Consider the following 26989-nt stretch of genomic DNA (forward strand, 5'->3'; position numbering starts at 1 on the left):
ATTATATCATATCTGTTTACCTAAGTAAATAGATTAATCCAATTAAATTACACTATTATCCTAACAATTGATATAACCGCTACTAGAAATGAAAATAAAAAAAGCATCCTAATAGGAATGCTTTTTTTAACATATGACTTCAAATTATCTAAATAACAAAAAAGTAATTCATATATTTTAAATTTCCGAAATACGGACATTTCACTTAATTAATCTTGATTTTCTTTTCTCCAATCAGCCTTTTCAAAACTATTCATCTTATCTTGGAAGCCTAAATAGGTCGCAATTGATAACACTATAAGATTTATACATAAAAATACTTGTGAAGTATGAATCATTTTCCCTAGAGTGGTCAAGTTTTTTGTATCAAACGAGATATTAAAAGCAGATACTGATGCACTATATAGCACAAAATCCATGTAATTTGTTAGTCCAGAAAGGGCATCCCTATTTATCCAAATTGGCTCTAAAAAATATAAAATTGAAAATAATATTACAAATTCTAAATATGTATGTACAACTAAAGAAATTCTATGTCCTCTTTTCAAGTTTGTAGATCGTTCCCCGATTGACAAATCACGAGTCATCTTTGTTCTTACTACATCACTATAAAAAGCAATTGCTACTTCAATAGCTCTCGATATTAGACGTACAGTTACAAATATAAATGCAAATTTAATATATCCATTTGTATCTTCACTTTCTAAGTACAAATCCAAAATCATACAGACTATAAACAGAATACAAGCAGATAATACATTTACCCAATTTGAATATATTACAAACTTTTGCAATCTCTTTTTTTCTTGATGTTTTTCGCAATCATATCTATCTTCCTTTAGATTATATTCACATATAACTTTTCCACCTAAATACGAATGTTTATGCTTTGCCCCTGGTATTCCTTCACATTTGCTTTTTGTTCTATAAAAGGCTCTATTTGGACATATCTTATTATAACTATTATTATTTTCTAGTGAATATTTAAAAACTCGCGCATAGAAATAATCTGGTGAGAACACATTAAAAATAATTTCTTTCACGAAACTCAGAACTGTTTTTTCTTTTTTAGATTTTATATAGCTTACATAGTTCTTGAAGCAATTCACTAATACTTTTATTCCCTTCATTTTCTCATCTGTTTTATTTTCACTTTCCTTCTTTAAAGTATACTTACGAAACACCCCTATAAATATTAAATAATGAAAAATTACAGACCATATGTAAGAAAAAAATAAACTTCTAAGTAAAAAAACACCTATATAACCCCAAAGATACTTAAAATAATCAAGCCTATAAAGACATACTAGCATTAGTATACTTAAACTAATCCCAACGATTAAAGTTTTCCACATCCAAAATCTATTATCTAAAATTTTATTTTCCTTCACGATAAACTTCTTTCCTCTCTTAAAACACACTAAACGTTTAAAACCTTGTATAAACTCATTTTACACTCTTTAAACAATAATTCTAAAAAGCTATTTACATTCTTTATTAGTAAACTTACAATTATTAAATCTGATAAGTTGTATATTTTAATAAAAAATGAAAGGTGTTTTCTTATGAACTTCTTTAAAACATTAAAAGCAGACTTTAATAAAGGCTCTGCTGCTGATAAATTAAGCATCATTAGTAGTATTGTGACGATAATAGGAGCCTTTAGTATTCCCTCTCTAATATACTTACAATACGCTCCAAACCTTCTATTTTCCGTTTTTTTGATTTGCTTATTCTTTGTATTTTCTTTAATGATAATTTACCTTGCATTTTTAATCTTACAATTTGTATGGAGGCATGTTGAAGAAACCGTCCCAAGAATAATTGTTCTTCTTGTTGTTCTAGCTGTTACCTTTTTATTATTTTCAATATTGTTTCAATTTCTAACAATCGCATATCGAGATGTATTTTCAAAAATCACACAATTATAGTTCTTAATCCTAAAGTACAGATTCATAAACATCTTTACTTTAATTTTATTAGTGAAAAACACTATTTTATATAGTAAAATCTTAATGTTATCACATCATAATTTCATCAACAACATTTACATAGTTATGGGGGCAATTTCATGAACGATAAAGAAACACAACCAAGTTACTTTAAGTCAAATTGGTTCAAAATAATACTTACAATATTTTTAGCGATTTTACTAGTATTACTCTTTTATAAAATCATTAACATGAATCTCGAACTTAAAGTAACAGACTTTCTATCTATTACCCTTGCATTATTCTCGATAGGATTATCTGCTGCATTTTACTTTAAATCAACTGAACAGAGTAATAAATTTTATGATGATACAGTAAAATTCACGAGAGACATTGGTACCACATTAGGTAGAATCCAATCTGGATTTGGTCAAACACTCAAGCATTTGGAAAAAGGAAACACAAAATTACATGATAAAATTGAAGGATTAGCTAATAATATATCACAAAAACAAAATCGTATAGTAGAAAATACAGAAGTTGTTCAAACCCTTCAAGAATTACAACCATTTTTAAATGACATGAAAGATAATTTAGATAAAGGACAGGAAGAGGAATATCAAAAACATATACAAAAATTAAAAAGTCTAGTGATAACTAAAGAAAAAGAAATAATGAATTTACAAGATGAAGTTTCTAAACTATCTGATGTTAAAGAAAATATAATTACCAATGTAGGCGTTACACCATATGGGTGTTATGCATGCAAACAAATCATTCCGCTTACAGAAAAATATATAGAAGAAAACTCAATACACACATTAAATGGAATAAAAGTTCCTTGTCCTGATTGTGGTACCCTAATGCTTGAGCAATAGTAAAAAAATCGCCTTCGCGCGATTTTTTTACTATTCAAACATTTTACAGATTAAGCTTATCATATTAATGTCAGGATGATTAAGCGCCGGTATATTTACCTCGGATAAACTAAAATTAATTACATCTTTAACCATATTTCCACTTCCTTAACCAAACAAATATGCCGTACAATTTCACAAACCATATTTCACCTTAATTTCTCAAAGATAACCATTTACTATAATAAATATCCCTAAAAAATAAGAACCTCATCCACAATTGCAGAAGAGGCTCTCATTTACCTGTCTTGCTATTTTCTTTTCAGCACGTTCTATCATAGATTGTACCGTACTACATGTAATATCTAAGTATCTAGCAATCTCCCTATATGTTAAACAATATCCTCGAGACATTAAATACACTTCTTTCTCCCGCTCCGTTAACAATGATAAAGCATCTTCTAATCTAATTTTGTCCCATTCACCAATTACATGTTCTTGTTGATGACTGTCCCACTCATATAAGTTATCATCCATGCTACGAAAATGAGGTGGTACAGTAAAACTGGAACACAGTATAGAGATAAATTATTCTATATAAGAGGTGTTTCAGATGAAAAAACAGTATGATGAAACGTTTAAAAAACAATGTGTTGAATTGGTAATCAAAGAAGGGCGTACAATTTCCAGTATTCAAAGAGAATTTGATCTAGGACATGGGACTCTTAATTCATGGATAAAAAAATATTCTTCTCCACTTTTAGATAGTAAGGGAACTGATATGGCAGAACTACGTTCTTTACGAAGAGAAATCCAGGCATTAAAAAAGGAAAATGAATTTTTAAAAAAGGCGGCAACCTTCTTTGCCAAAAACCAAAACTAACACGTTTTCAGTTTATCAAACAATATCACCACATATTTGGAGTGCGCTGGCTTTGCTATCGATTACAAGTGTCTGCGAGTGGTTTTTACGACTATTTTCATCGTAAAGCCACTGAAGGTCAGAAAAAACGTAAAAAGACAGCGGCTTATATTGTCATGCAATTTAAACGTTTAAAAGGTAGAATGGGATATCGAAAACTGTACCGTTATCTTATAAATAGAGATGTTATGGTGAGCTTATCTCAAGTAAGACAAGCTTTATGTCGAGCTGGATTAAAGTCAAAAGTTGTCACGTATTATAAAAAAAGAAAGCAAGACCATTATACATTCCCAAATGTACTAGAGCGCTCCTTTAAACCTGGTAAGAAAGACGTTCCAACAGTTGTATGTGATATTACAGAATTTCGTTTAGTAAATGGATTGAAAGTGTATTTTTGTGCTGCATTAGACATTAGCACCCGGCGGGTGCTTGGTTACTCTTTGGATACTCACCAAGATGCGCAATTAGTAAAGGACACAATTCAGCAAGTTAAAAATGTTTATGGAAGTCACAAAAAGATTTTATTTCATAGTGATCAAGGATCCCAGTTTGCCAGTTATACAGTTACTGATTTTTGTAAGCAACAAAAGATTCAACAAAGTATGTCCCGCAAGGGGAACTGTTGGGATAACGCTGTGATCGAATCATTTTTTAGCATCTTTAAACGTGAATGTTTGCATGGAGAAAAACTGATTTCTCTCGCTCAAGTAACTCAGTTAGTAGCTGAATTTATTTATATGTATTACCATTCCATTCGTCCGCACTCATCATTAAATGGAATGACTCCGTATCAGTATTCAAAATCAATTGCATAATCTATTTCATGTTCCAGTTTTTCTTGACCAGGTCAATACGACTCAATAATCCATAGGTGGTTCTATTCCTGTAATAATAATCATTGTTTCTACCCCCTTTCTACGTACTCTGCTAACATTAATGTAATAAATCTAGTAACTCACCAAGATCTTGAATAATCATAATTAATTCACCTCACAGTATAAGTAGGTCATAAGGTACTTTATTGTTTATAGTCATTCAAGCACCCAGAGACATCCTAAAAATCATTCATTTCCTTTAAATTACATCCATAAAAACATATTACTCTTGAAAAATGGTTTGCGAGATTTTCTCTTCTCCACTTTCCTCAATAAACATACTTTTATATTAATCTGTATAAATAATCGCTTTAACATTTACAGATGAATGTATAGGTAATTCGATAAAACCTAAATGTCTCTTCCTTTTTATCGTGTTGAGACTTTCCCAATTCCAACTTTCTTTCATCAAAAATAAATTAAAACGACTCTTAGTACTGAAAATCTGTTGGAAAATTTCCTTGTGGTTCATTAAAGATAATAATCATTTAGCATCTCCCTACTTTGAAATAATCTATTCTTTTATGTATCATCCAAATAAATTCGTGCACATTTGAATGATACGATTATTATGGCATGAAATTTAATATCCTTATATAATTAAAAAGGGGTTTGACAAACGACATAACTATTAATGAAGATGTGCTGATATACTAATACCAAAATATTTTAACGTATTCCCCGAAAGAATTCTTCTTCCTCAAGCGTGTGAAGGGCGTAGCCAAAAGGCTTTGCTTTTTATTTTTCCTCTGACAGAGTCAGTCTTATAAAGAATAAATATTAGTATATCAATGAAATTAGATAATAATAATCATTCGGTGTTCTTGCTATAGTATCACCTTGTATTGGTTGTAAAATTCAGAAGAAATGTGTTCAATGATGATATATCAGACTATGCAAAAGACATGTTTGTCAGATTATCTGAGAATTACAACATAACATTGGTAGAGTGGCATCATGATGTAGATCATGTTCATATTTTGTTCAAGGCTCATCCGAATACAGAAATGACAAAATTTATTAATGCTTATAAAAGTGCAAGTTCTCGACTCATCAAGAGAGATTTTCCACGAGTGAAAACGAAACTTTGGAAAGAGATGTTTTGGTCAAGAAGTTTTTGCTTATTAACTACTGGCGCTTCTCCAATAGACGTAGTAAAGAAATATATTGAAAATCAAGGTGAAAGGTGAGGTGAAATGATATGACAAAGCACAATAAAGCATATACATTCCGTTTGTATCCAACAGAAGAACAAGCATATCTTATGCGTAAAACCTTCGGTTGTGTACGTTTCGTGTATAATAGAATGTTAGCTGAACGAAAAGAAGCGTACGAAAAATATAAAGATGATAAGGAACAACTAAAGAAACAAAAGCCTCCAACTCCCGCGAAATATAAAGCAGAATTTGAGTGATTAAAAGAAGTGGATTCATTAGCTTTGGCAAATGCTCAACTAAACTTGCAAACTGCCTATAAGAATTTCTTTAGTGGTCAAAATGACTTCCTAACATGCAAAAGTAAAAGACAGAAAGTCTTATACAACGAATGCAGTAAACGGAAATATTATGTTGCTGAATGGTCATATCAAATTGCCAAAACTGAAAATGGTACGTATCAAACAACATAGAGAAATGCTACAAGATTATAGAATCCAATCATGTACGATTTCTATGACTCCTACGGGTAAATACTATGTGTCTATCTTGACTGAATATGAAAAAGAAATTATACAAAAAGAAGTAGAAACAGTTGTGAGGTTAGACTTTACGATGGATGGATTATACGTTAGTTCTGAGGATGAGAAAGCCAATTATCCTAATTTCTATCGTAACATGTTAGAACGATTAACAAAGGCACAACGAGTATTATCAAAGTGACCTGGTCAAGAAAAACTGGAACATGAAATAGATTATGCAATTGATTTTGAATACTGATACGGAGTCATTCCATTTAATGATGAGTGCGGACGAATGGAATGGTAATACATATAAATAAATTCAGCTACTAACTGAGTTACTTGAGCGAGAGAAATCAGTTTTTCTCCATGCAAACATTCACGTTTAAAGATGCTAAAAAATGATTCGATCACAGCGTTATCCCAACAGTTCCCCTTGCGGGACATACTTTGTTGAATCTTTTGTTGCTTACAAAAATCAGTAACTGTATAACTGGCAAACTGGGATCCTTGATCACTATGAAATAAAATCTTTTTGTGACTTCCATAAACATTTTTAACTTGCTGAATTGTGTCCTTTACTAATTGCGCATCTTGGTGAGTATCCAAAGAGTAACCAAGCACCCGCCGGGTGCTAATGTCTAATGCAGCACAAAAATACACTTTCAATCCATTTACTAAACGAAATTCTGTAATATCACATACAACTGTTGGAACGTCTTTCTTACCAGGTTTAAAGGAGCGCTCTAGTACATTTGGGAATGTATAATGGTCTTGCTTTCTTTTTTTATAATACGTGACAACTTTTGACTTTAATCCAGCTCGACATAAAGCTTGTCTTACTTGAGATAAGCTCACCATAACATCTCTATTTATAAGATAACGGTACAGTTTTCGATACCCCATTCTACCTTTTAAACGTTTAAATTGCATGACAATATAAGCCGCTGTCTTTTTACGTTGTTTCTGACCTTCAGTGGCTTTACGATGAAAATAGTCGTAAAAACCACTCGCAGACACTTGTAATCGATAGCAAAGCCAGCGCACTCCAAATATGTGGTGATATTGTTTGATAAACTGAAAACGTGTTAGTTTTGGTTTTTGGCAAAGAAGGTTGCCGCCTTTTTTAAAAATTCATTTTCCTTTTTTAATGCCTGGATTTCTCTTCGTAAAGAACGTAGTTCTGCCATATCAGTTCCCTTACTATCTAAAAGTGGAGAAGAATATTTTTTTATCCATGAATTAAGAGTCCCATGTCCTAGATCAAATTCTCTTTGAATACTGGAAATTGTACGCCCTTCTTTGATTACCAATTCAACACATTGTTTTTTAAACGTTTCATCATACTGTTTTTTCATCTGAAACACCTTTTATATAGAATAATTTATCTCTATACTGTGTTCCAGTTTTACTGTACCACCTCACTTTGTATGCGTGATCCTATAGAGATGGGAAATGGTTAAATCCCAAATGTAGTGTAACGTTGTAATTAACTTCCTGTTTTTTGTCTATTATGAAAACATTCGTGATTTACATCACAATTAAAGTTTAAGCATATATTCTACTTTTTTGAATCGATGTCTTCAGTTTCAAGAATATGCGACTTGTTTTAATTAAAGCAGTAATTTAAATGTTAAATTTTATTATTAAATATAATGAATATGAATAATAGAGGGTTATTCCGCATAGACCCTAAATAAAAATGTATGGGAGGAATCAATATGATTTCTATTAGCCTATGTTTGATTGTCAAAAATGAGGAACATAACCTAGAAAATTGTTTATTGTCTGTGAAGGGAATTCCAGATGAAATCATTATTGTAGATACGGGTTCTACTGACCGAACGCAGGAGATTGCGAAAAAATGGACATCACATGTATATTCTTTTGAATGGATTGATGATTTTTCTGCTGCCAGAAATGCTTCTTTTCAATATGCAACAAAAGATTATATTTTCTGGTTAGATGCAGATGATATTTTGGAACCAGAGCAAAGTAACAAATTAAAACGATTAAAAGAATCTCTTTCAGAGGATGTGGATGCAGTTTCCATGAAATACTTAATGCTTCACGAAGACAAGAAAAAAGTGGTGTCTTATACGAAACGGTTACGACTAGTAAAACGCAGTAAAGGCTTTACGTGGAAAGGTATTGTGCATGAAGATTTATCTATAGGTGATTCTTATACATGTGTTAACTCGGATATTTGTGTTACACATACTAAAGTAGGAAATGCTCATGCATCACCTGCACGTAGAAATATACAAATTTATGAACGTCATTTGGAAAAAGGCTATAAATTGAATATATCTGATATGTATCATTATGCAAGAGAATGTAAAGTACACAAAGAATATGATAAGGCAATTCAATATTTTGAACAATGTAAAGAGCATCCTGAGATTTCATTAGAAAATAAAATGTTTATTTATCATCAATTAGCTACCTGTTATGTAATGATGAAACAACCAGAAAAAGAGTTAGAATTCACATTACAATCACTGGCGTTAGATGTCCCTTATCCAGCATTTAGTTGTCGTATGGGGGAACATTTTTTAAGAAAAGGACATGTGGAAGCAGCTATTTTTTGGTATAAAACGGCTTATATGCAACCTTCACCAGATCGGTATGCTTGGTCTGTGGCAGAACAGGCATATCACACATGGCTTCCCCATCAACAGTTGGCTATTTGTTATCAATTACTGGGTGATAAGGAAAAAACTCTTTTTCATGAAAAGCAGGCGGAATTTTACCAAAACGGAACGGAAAAACAGAATTAATCCCTTTATTCTTTAGAGTGATACTGGAGTTAACAACCCGCTCTATCATGGTATATACGGAAAGAAGGACATCCTCATTTACGCAGGTTTAGATCTAATAACGTGGTTGCTTCGATATCAACAATAAGAATATAATTGACTGGAAGTAAATGTTTTCGATACAACAGTGACTGGTTTTTCGTACATTTTACTTTATATTTCAAATGATTTTGAAACTGTGACCATGATACGTCACTACTTGCTTTTGATAACTTATGATTCTGGAATATATTCAATATTTGTAAATCTTCTATACCGATGACATCGTGTTTGTTGATATTTTGTTCAAGTAATCTTTTCTAGCGTTTGCCCTGTATGTATACATTCTAGCTACCTTTACGCGCTGTTTATTCCAATGAAAAAATTTTTGGTTTGTCTAGGTTTTTCCATCTGAAAAATTGTTGAAATCTTTTAGTCCTACATCCACTCCCATGTAAAAAGGTGTTTTCGGAAGCGCTTGTACTTTTGTTTCAACTAATAATGACATAATATCAAAAAGATTCTGTCTAATTGTATCATGTAAAATACCCCCTTTGCTTCACGAATTTTGACAAATTATTAAACAAGACCTAGTTTTGCCCATTTTATTTCTTAAAACGGAAATGTTTTCATTTGTTTTTTGTAGTATAGGATTGCATGTTGTTGGCCTTAAATTTGACACGTGAGGCATTGTTTTGTTTTTTAATGTGTATAAGCATTCCAAAGGTTGCGAAAAGCTGACTAACTCGTAATACTATCTACGGTTGTTAACCAAACAAAATCTTTATTCATGGCAGTAAATTTGGCAGAGTGTGTACCATATGTCAACCTTTTATATACTATCCCATTTATTGAACATTAAGAGAGCCTAGCCTATCACTTTATGAATTAGGCTCCTTTGCCCGAAGCTAATTATTTCGCTTTTATTGAGGAAGAAATTCCAAATAACATATAAAATAAAAGAAATATAGTCTACCATTATTCCTGTACACTTTTTAGAAGAAACTAAGGAAAAATTAGAATTAAAACGATGAATAGGAAATTGCAGAATAAATGTTAATAAGAGCATCGTATTTGTTTCAGAGGATAGCTCGGATATTTTTTTGAAAAAATAAGGGGAAATTTAGATTTAAAAATTACAAAGAACGCTGTTAAAACTTTATTTTGCAGTCAGAAAAACATCCTCTTTTTTATACAATATAAAATGCTTTTTGGATGTACCAAACCGAACTATATCCCCTATCTATTTGGTAAATATTATTGATAATAGCGCAGACAAAATAGATATTATCTATGTGAAAAATATAAGAATAACAATAAAAAGGCATAAATTAAAAATATAGAAATACTAAATAGTATGAAAGGCTAATTTATGTAAGATTAAAAAAACATGCCATTAAAAGGAAAGTGAGGGTATCTAATTATGGAAGACGTTATACAGGATTTTAACGGTCCGGATTCGATAATGAAGAAGACACAACAGTCAACTGTGCCATTTCAATGTGTAGTAGAAATTCCTCGTGGATATCGAGTTGTGTCTCATGGTTTAACACAGTTTATGTATGATGTGAGCGGATTATCCATAGCACAAGATACTGGAAAGAAAACCATTAATGTAGAAGATTATGGGCAAATTGAAATCGATTTATACACTTTAACTATGCGGGGCTGTATTTCTATAGCAGCTAATATTGATATTAAACCCGAACAAAATACTCAAATTAATTTTGTGGGGAGTACATCAAATACAATTCAATTGTACTATACAGACACTATTTCAATCGATACCGTTTTAAAATATAGTGTGAAACCTTTTCCATATCATGCGGTGGATTGCAACCATGTGAAAATAGATAATATTCAACTGGAACCATTTGACATAGTAAATCCGCGAATATGGAAATTAACCGGTGTTTTTCAATTTAATTATTAATAATTACAAATGGTATTAAAGATTAAGTTATTTATGCCTTCCTTATAAACTGGTTCAAAATACTGTAGTATTTTGAAAAAAGGTAAAACAACCGCAGTGTTAAAAAATATATTTCTTTAAAACCAAAGTTTGAATCCAGACTTTGGTTTATTAGTTTATACATACGTTGTATATTGCGCCACTATGAACTTGAATTAGGAGATTTGAGAAATTCGAAACTTTTTGCTACGTATATTTATTAAGTTATACAGACTATACCTTCAGTTATAAGGATCTTGAATCATTAAAACACCCTTACTTTAAGTAAGCTAGTAAGAGGTACTAAGTGAGTGAGTTCACTAGCCACCCACATTTGTTGTTGTTTTAAAATGTATCTAAAATTCTAAAAGAATGAGGTGTATCGTTTCCCAAAATAAACAGTATGAATTGGGTTCATACATATTTCAATTTAATTTACATAATTTTCAAAAAATAAAATAGAGGAAGTATATATTAACTGAAAAAATAGTTTACAATAACCACATTGTGTTTTCAAGACATATAATGAATTACATCAAATGTTTATTACCGCTTAAACAGTAACTAAATTTCATAAAAGGGCATATGCCTTTTTAACTTTGCAACAGAACTGTTCATATTTGCACAAGTCAAAGGCCTTCATACTAACTATATAAACAAAACCAATATTATTCCCATGATAAACGTCTAAGCATATTTATATAAATACGCATATACAATAAGGAGTTATTAAAAAGGAGGCTCCAAAATGGCATACATTAACGGTGTGGACTTGTGTAAATATTATGGCATTACAGAAGGAGATAAAATTCGATTATTTTCAGGCGGGAATTTACTTGGAACCGGTGCATTTATTCGCGTTGAGGGAAATATAATAATTTGGATGGATCGAAATGCTAACATGAATTTTACTGATTTACGTGTAAGTAGTATTCAAAAAGTTACTGCTTGTTGTGATGAAAAAACAATTTATGATTCAGGATTATAATGAATCTATTGTTAAATAAAATATACTAAAAGTTATAATTGGTTTAAAAAATCTTAAGATTTGAATCTAATTAATATTTATTAGATTGTAATCAAATTTACACAAAATAATCCATATCATGATTAATTTAAATTTTTTAATTAATCATGATATGAATTTTTTACATAGCTTTCAATAGTTAATTTTTGATTTATAATATTCATTGAACTATTCTCAGTTAAATCGACTGGAGGCTCTGCTTATTTTCTATGAACATCGATGTATCCGTCTGTAATCTCCATACAGTAAAAATATGAATATTTTTTGATAATTTCGGTCGAGATTTTATCTAAATAATCTTTTTTAGCACTTGCTATGTATTCATGCATTCTAGATACCTTTAATAGCTGTTTATTCTAGTAAGAAGGTTCTTTTTGAAAGAATATGCTGTACTTTCGCAAATTTTTCTTCTAATGATCGAAAAAATTTCAGATTTTTATAGATTGTTTTATCTGACAAAATGGAAAAATCTTTTTGTCCTACATCCATCCCAATGTAAGATTTTGTTTTCGGACGTTCTTATACTTCTGTTTCAATTAACAATGATACAAAGTATCTGCCAGAAGGATTCTGTCCAACTGTAGCATGTAAAATACGTTCCGTTCTGGTTCTTTACTTTACAACTTTTGGCAATTTAATTTTAATTCAGCTCCTATCTGTTCGCACTTAGAGTTTCCTTAAGGAAAGAGTCTTTGGTTAAAATGATAAAGAAGGTATTATTTTGTAATTTTTGCAGTAATTTTTTTTATATTACTCAAGGTAAGGTCAGTAATATTCATATTCCCTCGTTTATCCAACCAAAAAATTAGATTATTTTCAAACTTCAAAAATGTACCTACCCCCATAAAATTCCCATTAGAAAATACTTTGATTAAATCACCTTCATGTATGTTGGAGAATATTGTAGGAAGTTCTTTTTTATTATTTTTACAAATTTCACATTGGCATTGCTGATTTATATGCATCATAATCTCCCTTCATAAGTCCTTTTGTTATTATATATATGAAAAATGTAACTACATTGGTGCAAATATAGTAACTAGTTATGGCACAAAATTCTCTAATAAAGTTACATAAAAAAAAGAAAACAGATATACAGCTAAAGTGATTTAATGAATTTTTCTTCATCTTATCAAAGTTGGATGGAAAAGTTCAGATACAAAAGAACAATTTATCACCAGAACTTTCTAGACTACTTTAATTCCACGGTGGAGGATTAAGAAATTTTGTTTTTGGGTGGACGGATTCTTTTTTTTAAAACGTATGACATTGCTTCTATACTATATAAAATAGCTTCAGCTGTTTGATACCATTTAAACATTAATATAAGAATGTTTAAGTTTTTTAATAAGAACATCCCTTTGTTATATAGGATTATTTTGTTTAGATGTCTACCAGCACTTTTTGGCTTCAATTTTCCGAAAACAATGGATAGATTAGATTTTTGTATTCGTATAACTTGTAGGGGCACGGCAACGATTAGTACTTTTTTGGGCCATTCACAGGTCTAATTACAAAAGAACTGTTCTTATCCGCTAAAAAGATATCTAAGAAATGTTAATTTTTCATGTGAATAAATAATTTAATAACATCTTATAAATTTATCCCAATAAGGTATACTCTATTGGAATAATAACTCAGTTATTGATTTTCTTAATTCTAAAGTGTCTCATATGACTTGTTTCAAATACTAGAATCATGATGAAATACTAAATTATGTTATATAAAATGGCCAGTGGCCCAAAAAAGAAGGAATCGTTGCCGTGCCCCTTGTAGAATTAATCAAATAAAAGTTAGTTGTGTTTTCTTTAGAATTAACAGCATGAATACAATGCTTGATGTAAAAATTTAGCTTATTCAATTTTAATTAAAAGATGTCTCAAGGAATCCAAACTAGACAAATCAAATATTTAAATTATATTAGTCATTCTGACCTGGTCAAGAAAAACTGGAACATGAAATAGATTATGCAATTGATTTTGAATACTGATACGGAGTCATTCCATTTAATGATGAGTGCGGACGAATGGAATGGTAATACATATAAATAAATTCAGCTACTAACTGAGTTACTTGAGCGAGAGAAATCAGTTTTTCTCCATGCAAACATTCACGTTTAAAGATGCTAAAAAATGATTCGATCACAGCGTTATCCCAACAGTTCCCCTTGCGGGACATACTTTGTTGAATCTTTTGTTGCTTACAAAAATCAGTAACTGTATAACTGGCAAACTGGGATCCTTGATCACTATGAAATAAAATCTTTTTGTGACTTCCATAAACATTTTTAACTTGCTGAATTGTGTCCTTTACTAATTGCGCATCTTGGTGAGTATCCAAAGAGTAACCAAGCACCCGCCGGGTGCTAATGTCTAATGCAGCACAAAAATACACTTTCAATCCATTTACTAAACGAAATTCTGTAATATCACATACAACTGTTGGAACGTCTTTCTTACCAGGTTTAAAGGAGCGCTCTAGTACATTTGGGAATGTATAATGGTCTTGCTTTCTTTTTTTATAATACGTGACAACTTTTGACTTTAATCCAGCTCGACATAAAGCTTGTCTTACTTGAGATAAGCTCACCATAACATCTCTATTTATAAGATAACGGTACAGTTTTCGATATCCCATTCTACCTTTTAAACGTTTAAATTGCATGACAATATAAGCCGCTGTCTTTTTACGTTTTTTCTGACCTTCAGTGGCTTTACGATGAAAATAGTCGTAAAAACCACTCGCAGACACTTGTAATCGATAGCAAAGCCAGCGCACTCCAAATATGTGGTGATATTGTTTGATAAACTGAAAACGTGTTAGTTTTGGTTTTTGGCAAAGAAGGTTGCCGCCTTTTTTAAAAATTCATTTTCCTTTTTTAATGCCTGGATTTCTCTTCGTAAAGAACGTAGTTCTGCCATATCAGTTCCCTTACTATCTAAAAGTGGAGAAGAATATTTTTTTATCCATGAATTAAGAGTCCCATGTCCTAGATCAAATTCTCTTTGAATACTGGAAATTGTACGCCCTTCTTTGATTACCAATTCAACACATTGTTTTTTAAATGTTTCATCATACTGTTTTTTCATCTGAAACACCTCTTATATAGAATAATTTATCTCTATACTGTGTTCCAGTTTTACTGTACCACCTCAAAATGAATAAAAGTAACGAACAGAAAAAGGGCGCTCATAAGAGCGTTTTTTCTGTTTGTAGAATTCTAAACATATTTTATTTTTCAATATACATAGAAAGTATAATTGTACATGTATATGGGTGTCCTGTTTTATTTATTCCTTTCACATCAATTATAAGATTGTATATATCCGATTGCTCTATATGCTGTAACGTAGCAGATAAAATATTTGTATCTACTTGTCGAAATCCATCAGATTATGAACTCAGTGTAGCTGTCCAATGAACAACGCGAATCATAATAGAGACCACCTCCGCTTCAACAGTTTTTTATCAAAAGATGGGATTTTTAATTTTGCTTTATTAGCGGGTATTTTCAAATGGAAAGGTGCTTATTGTTGATACCGTACCATCATTAAATAGGCATCTTTACCTTCCGTGTTCATACGTATCTGCCAGTCTCCCACTTTCATACTTTTTAGTTGAAACATATGAATGAAAACCCCTTTAAAAAGATATTATGACCCTTTGTTACTAATGTATCTTGTTTATTATAAACCTTCCCTGATGAGGAAATAAGTTGTATCTCTACCTGTTTACTCGTTATTAAAATTAATACGGTTCCTGTTTTTAACGTATCTACAGAAAACATTGTGCCATTTTCTTAATGGGGAATCAGTTCTACACCTAAAATCGTTTGGTTTTCTGTCGTTCCTAACTCTGTATAGGGCTCACTCATAGAAGGAAAGGAAGATGTTGACTGCACTTCCTTTCCGAATGGAATCATGGTCTAATGTAACATCAGAAAAAAGGTGGATAGCGTACGGCATAAGTAAAAAGCAAAAGCTTGATAGCCATTATTAATGTTTTTGAGGTTTTACCTAATATTGAAATCATTCAAGCCAATGGACACGATTCACAGTTTACACATAGTGATTATAATCCTATGAGTACTGTGTTTACGGGGATTCAAATCCATTGGAATTACATTAAAGGCTCAAACGAATCAATTGGAAAAAATGAGGTTTGTAGCAGTTGTTGATTCAGGTGTTCAGAGCACACATCCTAATTTAAAGATAAGATAAACCTCGGTTATGATTATGTACGAAATAATATGGTTGATGTTTAAATAATGTAATTCCTTTTACGTCGAAAAAGAGAAGTCTGGAATGTAAATTTCCCTTTTTTGACTCACATATACACATACTTTTACTTTTTGAACAATTTTGTCAGACTACGGAAAACATTGTAGTTTTTTATATAAAGAAAATAACAGGAATAAACAGAGTATTTCACGTATATCTTAAAATGGTGATAACAACCCAAAACATTCCATTCACACAAAAAAATATGTTTATAATACCAATAAAACATATAAAGCTCTGAGTTTCTTCACCGTCTCGAAAAGAGAGTATGCTATATCAAATCCATTTTTATAGGGGGGTATTTTATGAATTCATTACAAGAACAATCCATTATTCCTTATAATGTACTGGTAAGCCCGCCAAGGGGCACTGCAGGGAGTCAATTTGGTGATTTTGAGGACCTTATTACTTCCCTAAAAGAAGCATGGGTGGAATTTCAAAAAACAGGTAGTGACAAATTATTAACAACGGTTCTACAGAACGGATTCTCAGCAGCGAGTGGGGGAAGCTTCAATTATCTAGCAGTTTTACAAGCTGGTATAGGAATATTAGGAACAGTTTTAGGCGCTGAAATTCCTGGCGTTGCTGTTGCAGCACCAATTCTCAGCATGGTGATTGGTTGGTTGTGGCCACACAGTAGTAAAGATGATACTCAACAATTGATTAATTTGATTGATGCAGAAATTCAAAAACAGTTGAATCAAGCCTTATCTAATCAGGATAAAAATAATTGGCAGGGGTATTTGAATGCTATTTTTACATTAGCGAGCGAGGCAGCGGACACCGTAGTCGATGCGCAGTTTACTGGCGTACAAGGAGATCAAAACAGACAACCAAGACAACCAAGCCCTTCAGATTATGTAAATGTTTATAATGAACTTGTTGCGGCTAATTCCGCTTTTATTATCGCCCTAAGTCAAATGGTCACTGGAAATTTTGACACGCTTGCGATACCTTTCTTTGTTATAGGAGCAACTGTACAATTATCAACGTATCAATCTTTTATCCAGTTTGCAAATAAATGGATTAATGTAGTGTACCCAGATCAAACACAAGGTGATGGGCTTACACAAAAACAAAATCTAGTTAGAATAAAAGGAATCATGCGGACAGCTATTCATGACAACACACAAAAAGTGTTTGATGCTTTTAAATCGGGGATGCCTTCATTAGGATCTGATAAAGCTTCGATCAATGCCTACAATGTATATATTCGAGGAATGTTGTTAAACGGCTTAGATATGGTTGCAACATGGCCTTCCATGTATCCTGATGATTATACTTCTCAAACAGAATTAGAACAAACACGTGTTATTTTTTCAGATCTAGTAGGGCAAGATCAATCTCGTAATGGAAATGTAACGATTCGAAATATTCTCGACAATACAACTAGCTATCAACATGGGACAATAGATTTTAACTCTATTTTTTATTTCCCTGATGAATTACAGAAGGTGCAAACCAGAGTCTATAGTTATAATCACGGTTCCTATTGTGGTGATTGTTACTGCTGGCCATATGGAGTTATTCTAAACTATCCAAGTAACACGTATAGATATGGTGATAATGATCCAGGTACCTCAGGTGATCATTGGCAAAACGCTCCTATAACAAACATTAATGCTGCAACTCAACATACGACATATGTTGATGGGGAGAACATGTGGGGAGATGTTAGTAGTTTTTCAGGTTGTAATCTACCTGGATACTGTTCTGGAGACTGCTCACCAGGAGGCAGTTGTCCGAGTAATAATGGCTATTTTCAAAGTTGTAATAGTCAGCTACCAAATCAAAAAATAAATGCGCTATACCCTTTTACACAAACAAATGTGTCGGGAGCATCTGGGAAATTAGGAGTAATGGCGAGTTTCGTTCCCTATGGTCTAAGTCCAAACAATGTTTTTGGTACAATCGATCCTGATACACTAAATATCGTTGGAAAAGGGTTTCCGGCAGAAAAGGGATTTCTTACGAATGGGAACCGTCCTGTAGTGGTAAGAGAATGGGTGAATGGTGCGAATGCTGTAAACCTTACTCCGGGAAATACTTTGTTGATAACAGCAACAAACTTAACAGCGGGAAAATATAAAGTTCGTGTACGTTATGCAAACGCTGGTACAACTACTGCATCTTTAACGCAAAGTGTAGTAGCAAATGGTGGCCAGATTCAAGGTGGTGGATGGGGATTTAAAAGTACTACAAATGCCAATATACAAGCAAACTTCCCAAATCAAGTATATGTATCGGGACAACAAGGAAATTATGTAGTCCAAGACATCTCATGGCCTGCAGGTGGCGGATCTGGTGATCCTCTTACTTTACCTTCAGGAAATGTGGTAGTAGCACTTACCTTACAGCCACAGGAAACAAACACACAAGTATTTATCGATCGGATTGAGTTGGTTCCTGTTAGTCAACCTACTCAGTCATCCGATAATATTATAAATTATACAATTACAAGTCCGCTTTGGGCTTACTGGAATGAATCCGGGGTAGGACCAGATAATTTTCCAACAATCTGGACAGCTAGCTCTGGTGAAAATGGGGTTTCTGCTAGCATTAATGCAACAAACCTTGATAACAATGTAACTTTTATTGCTATGAATGGAGATGATTGGTCTTCGGCAGTTCCAATGCAAGATGCAACTGGGGATTATTCGATAAGTAATGGGGATTATATTTTAAAACCTTATGGAGACCAGCCGTTCACCGTAATAAAAATAGGTAGCTATTCTTCAAACTACGTTACACGAGGAACGATTACTGGTACAGTGAATATACCTCAAAACTAATATGTTCCATTATTAATTAGTAGAGCCAAAGAAATAGTATGTCCTATTAAAGATCTAAAGGAGTGATTATATGATGATAAATACAGATCAAATAACATCCGCTGTTAAATTCCCTTTCAACAATTTGGCACAAACACGTGTGATGACACAAAGTCTTTTTTCGACCGATAATCCGAATCAACTAGCTCCCGGTGTGACCGATTACTGGATTGATTATGTGCATCAACAAGTTCAATCTCTACCAAATAGTTATGCAATAGAAAAACGGGAATTAAATACACAAGTGAATCAGGCAAAACGTCTGAGTAAATCACAAAATGTATTGCGCAGTGGGAGTTTTACAGGTGAAGGGTGGCAACTTGGACGCAAGGTGTTCATCTCATCAGGAGACTCACAATACGCGGGGCAGCAACTGGTGTTACCTCCTTCTTCCCTTGTATATCCATCTTATGCCTATCAGACTGTACCGGAATCAGTATTAAAACCGTATACACGTTATTATCTATCCGTTTTTGTCTTACAAGCGGATTCTCTACAAATTATGGCTTCCCGCTATGGAAATGAAGTCAATCAAGTCGTGAATGTAGCCTATTCTACGTCTCTGCCAACTTCTGTAGAAGGTGTTAACAGTAGTCCAAACTTCTTTCAATATCCAATTGATGTAGGTGCATTACATCCAGAAGCGAATATAGGCATTACAGTTGGTTTTACCGTACCGTCGAATGGATTCGCAAAAATAAGTCAAGTTTCCTTGACAGAGGGACGCCCACTAACTGCGGCAGAAATAAGAAAAGCACAAAACCAAGAGGAACAATGGCTACAACCCTATTTGGCGCAACAGGCACAAATCACTGCGGGTTTACAGCAGGCTACAAATCAATTAAATGCCATGTACGATTCATCCAATTGGAGCGGAACGATCGGACCAAACGTAAGTTATACCGATATAGAGAACTTAACAGCACTTCAAAACAGTGCTCCTCAAGAAGGATCTATGCCAGGTATACCAATGCAAGATCGATATGCACAACAAAAAGCAGCAATCTATCAAGCCGCTCTTCGCGCTTGGAATCAACTACAAGCACGGAATATTGTTCAAAATGGTTTGTTTCTTCAACAAGCACAAAACTGGAATATAGCCGGTACAGTGAGTTTCCCACAAGACAGTAATCGGAAACCTGTCTTGACATTATCGAATTGGGATAGCACAGTTACTCAAATCATTACCTTACCAAGTGAGGGCGGCAACACAGAGTATCGTGTTCGCGTTCGTGCCAAAGGACAAGGAACGATTTCCATTGTGCCACCAGGAAATCAAAGACATATGTTATTCTTCACCCAACCTACTTTTATGACCCAAGAATTCTATTTCTATCCAGATGCGAATACGAGCCAAGTGGATTTGATTATTCAATCAGAGGGTGCAGAGTTTACGGTAGATTGGGTAGAAGTACAAGAAATGATATATGAAGAAATCACACCACATAGTGTTTCAGGTGGAGATACAGTAATAAATACCATTGGGGTTGCTACTCCACTCGCACAACCAGGAGCATCTATAATGGCAACGGACTCTTCTCTAGGAGCACAGACAAACGTATCTGCGAATAACGCGAATTGTCAGTGCGGGCAACCTTCAAATAATATGAAGTCGCCTTGCCAATGTAAATAATCTGTTGTATTTTGGCTGTTTTACTCCAGAGAGAAAGGGCCTGATAAAAGAGCACTCCTATGTGCCATAGGAGCAAATTAGCCCATAAAAACGGAGTTGGAGGTATATGGTATTACCCCCTATAGGTAGACAGTAAAAAAAGAGTCCATCTGATATGATGGACTCAATACTGTTTTATCTGGAGGGGATTTTTTTATGGCAAGAAAAGGACAATCATTTCAAAAATATACAGAAGAACTAAAGCGAGAAGCAGTTCGTCTTCGATTAGAAGAGAGAAAATCATTGCGAGAAATTCGTGAACAACTCGGTGTGAAGAGAGATGCTCAGATTATTGAGTGGGTAAAACGTGCGCAACAGGGGGAGTCCTTTGATGATCAACGTGGCGTCTGGAATCGAAAGAATTTTAATAGTCTAGAAGAAGAAAATGCTTATTTGGAGGCACAGGTTGAGTATTTAAAAAAGCGCAATCCAAATCTAAACGGGAAGGAATGGTCCTAAAGAAAGAACGATTTTCTCTTATCGATTCATTACGCCAAGCCTAGCCACTTCGATGGCTGTTTCAAATCGCGGAAGTTTCTAAGGCTGGCTACTATAAATGGCGGAAATATCATAACGTACAGCGTTTACGTCAGAAAAGGGATAGGTGGCATAAAGAACATATTTTATCTATTCATCGTCAGCACCCTTATTATGGGTATAAACGCATGACTCGTGCTTTAGCTCGAGAAGGAGTGGTAATGAATCATAAACTTGTTCGTCGTCTCATGAGAGAGCTGGATATTCAATCTATCATTCGAAAAAATGTCCGTTTTATGGAAGAAAAACATCTGTGATATTTAAAAATCATTTGAAGAAACTGTTTTGATAATGCGTGTATCGAATCATTCTTCTCACATTTAAAAACAGAGAAGTTGTATTTAGTGCGCCCAAAAACATATGAAATGGTCTATCGAGCAATTCAAGAATATATTCAATTCTATAATACAGAAAGGTTCCAAGAAAAACTTCACGGCCTTTCCCCGATAGAATATTGGGAAAAGGCCGTGGCATAATACTCTTTTTATTACTGTCTACTTGACAGGGAGATGACCAACAGTCGAATCTTTTTATTTTTCATATTCAAGGTGATTATGTCTTTTACAACCAAATAAATAGCAAGCCCCTATATAATCAGTTTCAAACTCTAATCCTGGAACGTATCCAGATTTGATACGTTCTACCAATGTTTTATAACAATTATTCTCTTCTGTATATTCCTCAATTAACTCTTTCTTATCATTTTCTGTCCAGTTTTCTTCTACTTCTTCATTCTGAACATCTTCTATTTCTGCTGTTTTCGCTTCGATAGATTCCCGTATAACTTCATTTATACGGGAGAAATTATTCGTTTTATATAGAGCATACACAAATCTACCAATCCAATTAGGACTTTTCCAGCATTCTTTATATCCCTTTTCGAACCATTCAATTGCTTCTTTATAGCAATTCAACTCAACATATAAATCTGCTACCTTAATTTCCCCTAAAAAATTATCAGATTCCCTGTTAAAAGTATCTAACTTCTCTTTTGCTTCTGTTATTCGTTCTAAATCAATTAAACATTTTACATAGCTATACATGATATAGTCCGAATCCCCTGCAACTCGCAAGAAAAATTCTGAAGCTTTTTCCAGCTCTCCAAGGTTATAATGTGCTACAGCTACATTATGATATGCTTCATCTGATGGTTGAATCGAAATAGACTTTTGTAATGCTTCTTTCGCTTCTGTCCATTTTTCTTGTTTCATGTTAATGTCCCCTAAGATGTTATAAGGAAAGTATGAAGAAGGATTCAACTTAACAACTTCTCTTATTAATTCAAGAGCTTTATCATCATTCTCTTCCTCATAAAAGTACATCCAAGCCAGATTATTGAGAGATTGTACGTCTCTAGATTCATGTACTGCTTGTTGAAACAGTTCCATTGCTTCCTCATATTTATTTTGTTCAAACATTTCAATTGCCTTCTCATTAATGTTCAAATAAATACCTCCGAAGTAAATGAATTCATCTATTCCCTATCATTATAGTAAAATGTAAAAATTATAATTTCTATAAAAAAATTTCTTTCTCTCGTCTACATTTCGATTGAAATAGAAGCTAAAACACACGAATTTACAACAATCAGTAAATTTTTCAATCTCCCTTAAATTGGATATACACCCTGTTTCAATTTACATATTATGGTACAATTAAAAGGGTACTAACTAAACATTTACGCTCCACACTAGTAATCTAGCAATACCAAAATCAAAATTCACATGGAATTGAGGGATGTTATGAAACAGAAATTAGCTGTTCTTCTATTCACCGGAATCATATTATCCGGATGTTCAGCTATTCCAGGAAATTCTTTAGAAACTGGAAACGGCAGTATGGAATTATTAACACCAACCATTACAACAAAAGATAATGAATTAGAAATTAAGACCGAGGGCATTGATGAAAATAAAGTGACCTTTATTTATGTTGCTAATAAAAAAGTGTTGGAACAAAAGCTAAAGAATGGTGAATCCTACAAGCTTAACATTAAAGATATCGAACACGCTCATAGGACAGACTACAAACCAAAAGTTCAACTTTTGCAAACGAACGATGATGATGATGGTGGAGAAATAGTAACCTTCAAACAAGTTAGATATACAGTTAAAAACTGATTTTAAAGTTGTTTCATTATAAATGTAACGAACGAAAATATACTTTTAACAGTAGATACATGTAAGGGGTGCTAACATGAAAAAACGATGGATTTCTTGGTGGATTGGTAACATATTTTGGATTATCGTTTTTGGAATATGGGCCACTATCATTTGGCTACGAGATTTTGATGGTGCTGGTGTTATTCAAACACCTGAAATTAAATCAATATCACTTATCGTTTTATTAATTACGTTTATCATACCGGTATTTTTTCAAATTATATGGCTAATCATTAATTTGAGAATGAGTAAAAAAAATAATTATACGATTTAGTTTTTTTGAATTAACAGATGAATATTTTTCATAAAAAAGAGAGGAATCTACATCAAAATAGATTCCTCCCTTTTACATTTGGACTTATACTGCGCTTTTACTGCAGCACTACTCCTCTTTTTTACGATGCATGTTCATCTTTCTTCTTCATTAACGCTCTTTTCTTCATCGCTTTCGTTAAATATCCACCTTTAAACGAACGAATTTCATACGAAGACATAAACGCTTTCGGTGCAATTTCATTAATAATTTCTAAAAGCTCTTTCTCTCTAGAACGCTTTGCGACGATATCTAAGCGATAACGTATAGAATTAATACCTTCGCCTTCAAATACTGTAACGCCAAATCCAGAGTGACGTAACTCATCTACTAATTCATTACAACGGTCTAGTAAACTAACTTGATACGTAATATAACCAATTGCTAATTTATTCTCTATATAACCGCCTAATAACAGTCCCGCACTAAAGCCAATGACATAGGCAACGATGTTCATCCAATTTGATAAATCTTGAAACACAATACCTAAACTGACAATGTAAATAGCTCCTTCTAACAATCCAACACCAGCAGCGGATCTTGTTTGATTCTTTACAAGCAAAATCGTACGAATTGTTAAAATTGGAACGTAAATAATTTGTAGCACAAAAATAAGTAGCGCTTGTAACATTGGTATCCACCTCTTTCAAAAAGTCTTTTGTCATAATAACATACATAACCTTTAGAAATCGATGGGTTTTTTAAAATTTTTTTATTATTTTTCATACTATTGAAAAACGCAAAAAAGAAGCGTATCATATTTGTCGTTAATTTGATTACTTGTATCATATCGCTAAACTAAAAAAGGAACCCAATTAGGTCCCTTTCATCATAGCTCTATGTTTTTCGAAGCACGTTCCCTTTGCTTCTCTTCTTCTTTCACTAACTGCATATTTGCATACGCTAAATTTGCAATCATTAAAAAGTGACCACCTAAAATACCTGTACCGAATGCCCAAATTTCCATTTCATGCTCAATTTCATACATGATTATAGCTCCTAAAATAGCAGCTGCAAATCGGTTTAAAACTCCTAATCCAGGAGACTTTTCCTTCATTACGATACTTTTTCCGAGTTTCTCCACTCTGCGAGCTAATAACCAAAGACAATAGGCGCTTACTGCTAATCCAATACCAAACCCTGTCACTTGTTTTCCAAACGGAGTAATCGTCCACATAAGTAGTAAACCACTAAAGATCACATACAATTGTAATCGATATACACGTAAGGCTTCTTGAATCAAAATATCCGCTCCTAAGTTCTCATTTTTTGTACTTTAGAAGAAAAGCAGCAACTTACACAGTTGCTGCTTTCTCTTCTTCTTGTTCTTGTTCCATCTTACGAATTTCAACACGTTTAATTTGGTACGCGTCTTTTTCTAACACTTTAAATTCATAACCTTCTGCCTCAACGTGTTGTCCTTCTTCGATTTCATGATTTTGCATCATAATCCATCCACCGATTGTATCCACATCATCTTCTTCGATGTGTAATCCAAATAAATCTTTCACTTCTGAGATAAGCACTTTTCCATCAACAATGATATGTTGCTCGTTCACATGTTGAATTGGTGGCGCTTCATCTTCATCATATTCGTCACGAATTTCGCCGACGATTTCCTCCAAGATATCTTCAAGCGTTACAATTCCGGCTGTTCCTCCGTACTCATCATATAAAACAGCCATCGGAATTCGCTTCTTCTGCATTTGAAGTAATAAATCGTGAATTGGAGTCGTTTCCATCACTTCAATAATCGGACGCATATACGAGCGAATAGATGATAAATCTTTTTGATCCTCGGTCATATATCGAATAAAGAAATCTTTTACGTTGACCATACCGATAATATCATCTTTATCCTCTCCAAAAATCGGATAACGTGTGTATCTCTCATTTTGGATCACTTTCATGTGTTCTTCTACTGAATCTTCCAGGTAGAAACCAACGATTTCTGTTCGCGGTACCATAATCTCTTTTGCAATACGATTATCAAATTCAAAAATGTTATTTACATACTTGTATTCGGCTTGATTAATTTCGCCACTTTCATAGCTATCTGAAAGAATAAGGCGTAATTCTTCTTCGGTATGAGCTACTTCATGTTCAGAAGCCGGTTTTAAACCGAATAAACCAGTTATCACACGAGCTGAACCATTCAATACCCAAATAAATGGATACATTACTTTATAGAACATCATTAGTGGAGCTGCAAATAATAATGTTACTTTTTCAGCCTTTTGAATTGCCATCGTTTTCGGAGCCAATTCCCCTACTACAACGTGTAAATACGTCATTAACATAAAAGCAAGACCAAATGTTAATACTGATGAAATAGAAGGATTTAAGTTCCATTTCTCAAATAATGGGTGTAATAACTTTTCAATTGTCGGTTCACCTAACCAACCTAATCCCATAGCTGTCACTGTAATACCTAATTGACAAGCAGATAAATATTCATCTAAATTTGTTGTTACCTTTTTCGCTGCTAAAGCACCGCGTTTTCCTTCTGCAACAAGCTGATCAATACGACTTGAACGTACTTTTACAATCGCAAACTCAGCTGCTACGAAAAATCCAGTAAATGCGATTAAAATCGCAACCATGACTAAATTAAATATTTCCAATGAATCCCCTTAGTTAAAAAACTAAGGTGTCCACCTCCTGTATACTATAATGTTTTCTTATTTGTTTCTTAGAAAACATAGCCCTATACAAAAATTAAAGAGGTCAGATTTCACTTTTTCTATAATAATAGAGCAAGTGTCTGTATTAAAGCTGTCGTTTGACCAGATAAAGATTTCGATATTTTTTCACGTTGTGAATCAGTCAATCCATCTAAAAGCGGCTTTAACTCTGTTAACTCTGCTTCTAATCGATGAATATGGTCTGTCACTTCATTCACTTGTTTCGAAACGTGTTCATTGATACCGAGCAGCTTCTTCTTCTCCTCGATTTTCTCTTTAATCTCACAAAGCGGCATATGCATTTCTTTGCACTTCTCAATAAATTGTAATGTCTCAAATGCTGTTTCGTCGTAATAGCGATAATTAGATTGAGATCGCTCCGCTTTTAAGATACCTAGATTCGTATAATAATCAATCGTTCGTTTCGACACGTGAGCCATGAGAGCCAACTGTCCGATTCGATACACCTTCCCA

24 protein-coding genes and 5 pseudogenes are annotated in these 26989 nt (G+C 33.2%); 14 read left to right on the top strand and 15 right to left on the bottom strand.

Going from position 1 to position 26989, the window contains the following annotated elements:
- Window positions 1-209: 209 nt before the first annotated feature.
- Window positions 210-1391: a hypothetical protein gene (locus tag F3I02_RS29865; RefSeq protein ID WP_196477697.1), complete on the bottom strand. Its 1182-nt coding sequence runs from the start codon at window positions 1389-1391 to the stop codon at window positions 210-212.
- 174 nt (window positions 1392-1565) lie between these two features.
- Between F3I02_RS29865 and F3I02_RS29870 the strand changes: the two genes are divergently transcribed.
- Window positions 1566-1931, top strand: a complete 366-nt coding sequence (locus tag F3I02_RS29870; RefSeq protein WP_196477698.1) for a hypothetical protein — start codon at window positions 1566-1568, stop codon at window positions 1929-1931.
- Between the two features lie 140 nt (window positions 1932-2071).
- Window positions 2072-2809 carry a hypothetical protein gene (locus F3I02_RS29875; protein WP_196477699.1) on the top strand — a complete coding sequence of 246 codons (738 nt, stop codon included), beginning with the start codon at window positions 2072-2074 and terminating at the stop codon, window positions 2807-2809.
- A gap of 249 nt (window positions 2810-3058) precedes the next feature.
- Here F3I02_RS29875 and F3I02_RS29880 read toward each other — a convergent pair.
- Window positions 3059-3337 (bottom strand): annotated as a pseudogene (locus tag F3I02_RS29880) (sigma-70 family RNA polymerase sigma factor); the annotation flags it as partial.
- A 64-nt stretch (window positions 3338-3401) separates the two neighbouring features.
- Here F3I02_RS29880 and F3I02_RS29885 point away from each other — a divergent pair.
- The 4 genes and pseudogenes from F3I02_RS29885 to F3I02_RS29900 all read left to right on the top strand — a co-directional run.
- Window positions 3402-3671 (top strand): transposase, encoded by a 270-nt coding sequence (locus tag F3I02_RS29885; protein WP_230876755.1) that lies wholly within the window; start codon window positions 3402-3404, stop codon window positions 3669-3671.
- Entirely contained in the window at window positions 3626-4525 is a 900-nt protein-coding gene (locus F3I02_RS29890; RefSeq protein ID WP_196477931.1) for an IS3 family transposase, read from the top strand. Before F3I02_RS29885 ends, F3I02_RS29890 begins: the two co-directional genes overlap by 46 nt.
- Before the next feature lie 905 nt (window positions 4526-5430).
- Window positions 5431-5775, top strand: coding sequence for an IS200/IS605 family transposase (gene tnpA / locus F3I02_RS29895; RefSeq protein ID WP_230876788.1), 345 nt, complete (start codon window positions 5431-5433; stop codon window positions 5773-5775).
- Window positions 5776-5786: 11 nt separating this feature from the next.
- Window positions 5787-6459 (top strand): annotated as a pseudogene (locus F3I02_RS29900) (RNA-guided endonuclease TnpB family protein); the annotation flags it as partial.
- Between the two features lie 35 nt (window positions 6460-6494).
- On the opposite strand, the gene F3I02_RS29905 reads toward F3I02_RS29900, so the two are convergent.
- Window positions 6495-7394 carry an IS3 family transposase gene (locus F3I02_RS29905; protein WP_196477923.1) on the bottom strand — a complete coding sequence of 300 codons (900 nt, stop codon included), beginning with the start codon at window positions 7392-7394 and terminating at the stop codon, window positions 6495-6497.
- Entirely contained in the window at window positions 7349-7618 is a 270-nt protein-coding gene (locus tag F3I02_RS29910) for a transposase (protein ID WP_230876755.1), read from the bottom strand. The genes F3I02_RS29905 and F3I02_RS29910 overlap by 46 nt, the downstream gene beginning before the upstream one ends.
- Window positions 7619-7981: 363 nt before the next feature.
- Between F3I02_RS29910 and F3I02_RS29915 the strand changes: the two genes are divergently transcribed.
- Window positions 7982-9040 (top strand): tetratricopeptide repeat-containing glycosyltransferase family 2 protein, encoded by a 1059-nt coding sequence (locus tag F3I02_RS29915; protein ID WP_230876879.1) that lies wholly within the window; start codon window positions 7982-7984, stop codon window positions 9038-9040.
- On the opposite strand, the pseudogene F3I02_RS34240 reads toward F3I02_RS29915, so the two are convergent.
- Window positions 9039-9892, bottom strand: a pseudogene (locus F3I02_RS34240) (zinc ribbon domain-containing protein); the annotation flags it as partial. The gene F3I02_RS29915 and the pseudogene F3I02_RS34240 overlap by 2 nt on opposite strands.
- A 589-nt stretch (window positions 9893-10481) precedes the next feature.
- On the opposite strand from F3I02_RS34240, the gene F3I02_RS29925 reads away from it, so the two are divergent.
- Entirely contained in the window at window positions 10482-10991 is a 510-nt protein-coding gene (locus tag F3I02_RS29925) for a hypothetical protein (protein WP_196478387.1), read from the top strand.
- Window positions 10992-11757: 766 nt separating this feature from the next.
- Entirely contained in the window at window positions 11758-11997 is a 240-nt protein-coding gene (locus F3I02_RS29930; protein WP_196478388.1) for a hypothetical protein, read from the top strand.
- Window positions 11998-12293: 296 nt separating this feature from the next.
- On the opposite strand, the pseudogene F3I02_RS29935 reads toward F3I02_RS29930, so the two are convergent.
- The 5 genes and pseudogenes from F3I02_RS29935 to F3I02_RS34545 form a co-directional block, all read right to left on the bottom strand.
- Window positions 12294-12633, bottom strand: a pseudogene (locus F3I02_RS29935) (transposase); the annotation flags it as partial.
- 119 nt (window positions 12634-12752) lie between these two features.
- Window positions 12753-13001, bottom strand: a complete 249-nt coding sequence (locus F3I02_RS29940) for a hypothetical protein (protein ID WP_196478389.1) — start codon at window positions 12999-13001, stop codon at window positions 12753-12755.
- Window positions 13002-14001: 1000 nt separating this feature from the next.
- The gene (locus F3I02_RS29945) at window positions 14002-14901 is read right to left on the bottom strand and encodes an IS3 family transposase (protein ID WP_196477931.1); all 900 of its coding nucleotides are present in this window, start codon (window positions 14899-14901) and stop codon (window positions 14002-14004) included.
- The gene (locus tag F3I02_RS29950) at window positions 14856-15125 is read right to left on the bottom strand and encodes a transposase (protein ID WP_230876755.1); all 270 of its coding nucleotides are present in this window, start codon (window positions 15123-15125) and stop codon (window positions 14856-14858) included. Before F3I02_RS29950 ends, F3I02_RS29945 begins: the two co-directional genes overlap by 46 nt.
- Window positions 15126-15835: 710 nt before the next feature.
- Window positions 15836-15958, bottom strand: coding sequence for a hypothetical protein (locus tag F3I02_RS34545; protein WP_269061754.1), 123 nt, complete (start codon window positions 15956-15958; stop codon window positions 15836-15838).
- Window positions 15959-16621: 663 nt separating this feature from the next.
- Between F3I02_RS34545 and F3I02_RS29955 the strand changes: the two genes are divergently transcribed.
- The 3 genes and pseudogenes from F3I02_RS29955 (at window position 16622) to F3I02_RS29965 (ending at window position 21832) form a co-directional block, all read left to right on the top strand.
- Entirely contained in the window at window positions 16622-19108 is a 2487-nt protein-coding gene (locus tag F3I02_RS29955) for an insecticidal delta-endotoxin Cry8Ea1 family protein (protein ID WP_196478688.1), read from the top strand.
- Between the two features lie 70 nt (window positions 19109-19178).
- Window positions 19179-20780: a hypothetical protein gene (locus F3I02_RS29960; protein ID WP_196477777.1), complete on the top strand. Its 1602-nt coding sequence runs from the start codon at window positions 19179-19181 to the stop codon at window positions 20778-20780.
- Window positions 20781-20975: 195 nt separating this feature from the next.
- Window positions 20976-21832 (top strand): annotated as a pseudogene (locus F3I02_RS29965) (IS3 family transposase).
- Window positions 21833-21886: 54 nt separating this feature from the next.
- On the opposite strand, the gene F3I02_RS29970 reads toward F3I02_RS29965, so the two are convergent.
- On the bottom strand, window positions 21887-22801 hold the full coding sequence (locus F3I02_RS29970; protein WP_196478689.1) for a tetratricopeptide repeat protein: 915 nt from the start codon (window positions 22799-22801) through the stop codon (window positions 21887-21889).
- A 279-nt stretch (window positions 22802-23080) separates the two neighbouring features.
- Between F3I02_RS29970 and F3I02_RS29975 the strand changes: the two genes are divergently transcribed.
- Both F3I02_RS29975 and F3I02_RS29980 read left to right on the top strand, forming a co-directional pair.
- Window positions 23081-23476 (top strand): hypothetical protein, encoded by a 396-nt coding sequence (locus F3I02_RS29975; RefSeq protein ID WP_196478690.1) that lies wholly within the window; start codon window positions 23081-23083, stop codon window positions 23474-23476.
- Window positions 23477-23552: 76 nt separating this feature from the next.
- Complete coding sequence (locus F3I02_RS29980) at window positions 23553-23792, top strand: DUF3923 family protein (RefSeq protein ID WP_000747686.1); 240 nt, start codon at window positions 23553-23555, stop codon at window positions 23790-23792.
- 121 nt (window positions 23793-23913) lie between these two features.
- On the opposite strand, the gene F3I02_RS29985 is transcribed toward F3I02_RS29980, so the two are convergent.
- From F3I02_RS29985 to F3I02_RS30000, 4 genes are all read right to left on the bottom strand, one after another.
- A complete protein-coding gene (locus F3I02_RS29985; protein WP_000938438.1) occupies window positions 23914-24462 on the bottom strand; it encodes a DUF2179 domain-containing protein in 549 nt (182 codons plus the stop codon).
- Between the two features lie 198 nt (window positions 24463-24660).
- Window positions 24661-25074, bottom strand: coding sequence for an ATP synthase subunit I (locus F3I02_RS29990; protein ID WP_000613880.1), 414 nt, complete (start codon window positions 25072-25074; stop codon window positions 24661-24663).
- A gap of 52 nt (window positions 25075-25126) precedes the next feature.
- Window positions 25127-26455 (bottom strand): hemolysin family protein, encoded by a 1329-nt coding sequence (locus F3I02_RS29995; protein ID WP_000402275.1) that lies wholly within the window; start codon window positions 26453-26455, stop codon window positions 25127-25129.
- A 119-nt stretch (window positions 26456-26574) separates the two neighbouring features.
- Window positions 26575-26982, bottom strand: coding sequence for a MerR family transcriptional regulator (locus F3I02_RS30000; protein ID WP_000285637.1), 408 nt, complete (start codon window positions 26980-26982; stop codon window positions 26575-26577).
- Between the last annotated feature and the right edge of the window lie 7 nt (window positions 26983-26989).

The organism is Bacillus sp. SRB3LM, from assembly GCF_015712745.1.
GTDB classification, from domain to species: domain Bacteria; phylum Bacillota; class Bacilli; order Bacillales; family Bacillaceae_G; genus Bacillus_A; species Bacillus_A thuringiensis_K.

Coding starts and splice junctions, on each gene's coding strand:
- F3I02_RS29870 (WP_196477698.1), top strand. CDS start 1,566: ATGAACTTCTTTAAAACATTAAAAGCAGACTTTAATAAAGGCTCTGCT.
- F3I02_RS29875 (WP_196477699.1), top strand. CDS start 2,072: ATGAACGATAAAGAAACACAACCAAGTTACTTTAAGTCAAATTGGTTC.
- F3I02_RS29885 (WP_230876755.1), top strand. CDS start 3,402: ATGAAAAAACAGTATGATGAAACGTTTAAAAAACAATGTGTTGAATTG.
- F3I02_RS29910 (WP_230876755.1), bottom strand. CDS start 7,618: ATGAAAAAACAGTATGATGAAACGTTTAAAAAACAATGTGTTGAATTG.
- F3I02_RS29915 (WP_230876879.1), top strand. CDS start 7,982: ATGATTTCTATTAGCCTATGTTTGATTGTCAAAAATGAGGAACATAAC.
- F3I02_RS29925 (WP_196478387.1), top strand. CDS start 10,482: ATGGAAGACGTTATACAGGATTTTAACGGTCCGGATTCGATAATGAAG.
- F3I02_RS29930 (WP_196478388.1), top strand. CDS start 11,758: ATGGCATACATTAACGGTGTGGACTTGTGTAAATATTATGGCATTACA.
- F3I02_RS29940 (WP_196478389.1), bottom strand. CDS start 13,001: ATGCATATAAATCAGCAATGCCAATGTGAAATTTGTAAAAATAATAAA.
- F3I02_RS29950 (WP_230876755.1), bottom strand. CDS start 15,125: ATGAAAAAACAGTATGATGAAACATTTAAAAAACAATGTGTTGAATTG.
- F3I02_RS34545 (WP_269061754.1), bottom strand. CDS start 15,958: ATGATTCCATTCGGAAAGGAAGTGCAGTCAACATCTTCCTTTCCTTCT.
- F3I02_RS29955 (WP_196478688.1), top strand. CDS start 16,622: ATGAATTCATTACAAGAACAATCCATTATTCCTTATAATGTACTGGTA.
- F3I02_RS29960 (WP_196477777.1), top strand. CDS start 19,179: ATGATGATAAATACAGATCAAATAACATCCGCTGTTAAATTCCCTTTC.
- F3I02_RS29975 (WP_196478690.1), top strand. CDS start 23,081: ATGGAATTGAGGGATGTTATGAAACAGAAATTAGCTGTTCTTCTATTC.
- F3I02_RS29980 (WP_000747686.1), top strand. CDS start 23,553: ATGAAAAAACGATGGATTTCTTGGTGGATTGGTAACATATTTTGGATT.
- F3I02_RS29985 (WP_000938438.1), bottom strand. CDS start 24,462: ATGTTACAAGCGCTACTTATTTTTGTGCTACAAATTATTTACGTTCCA.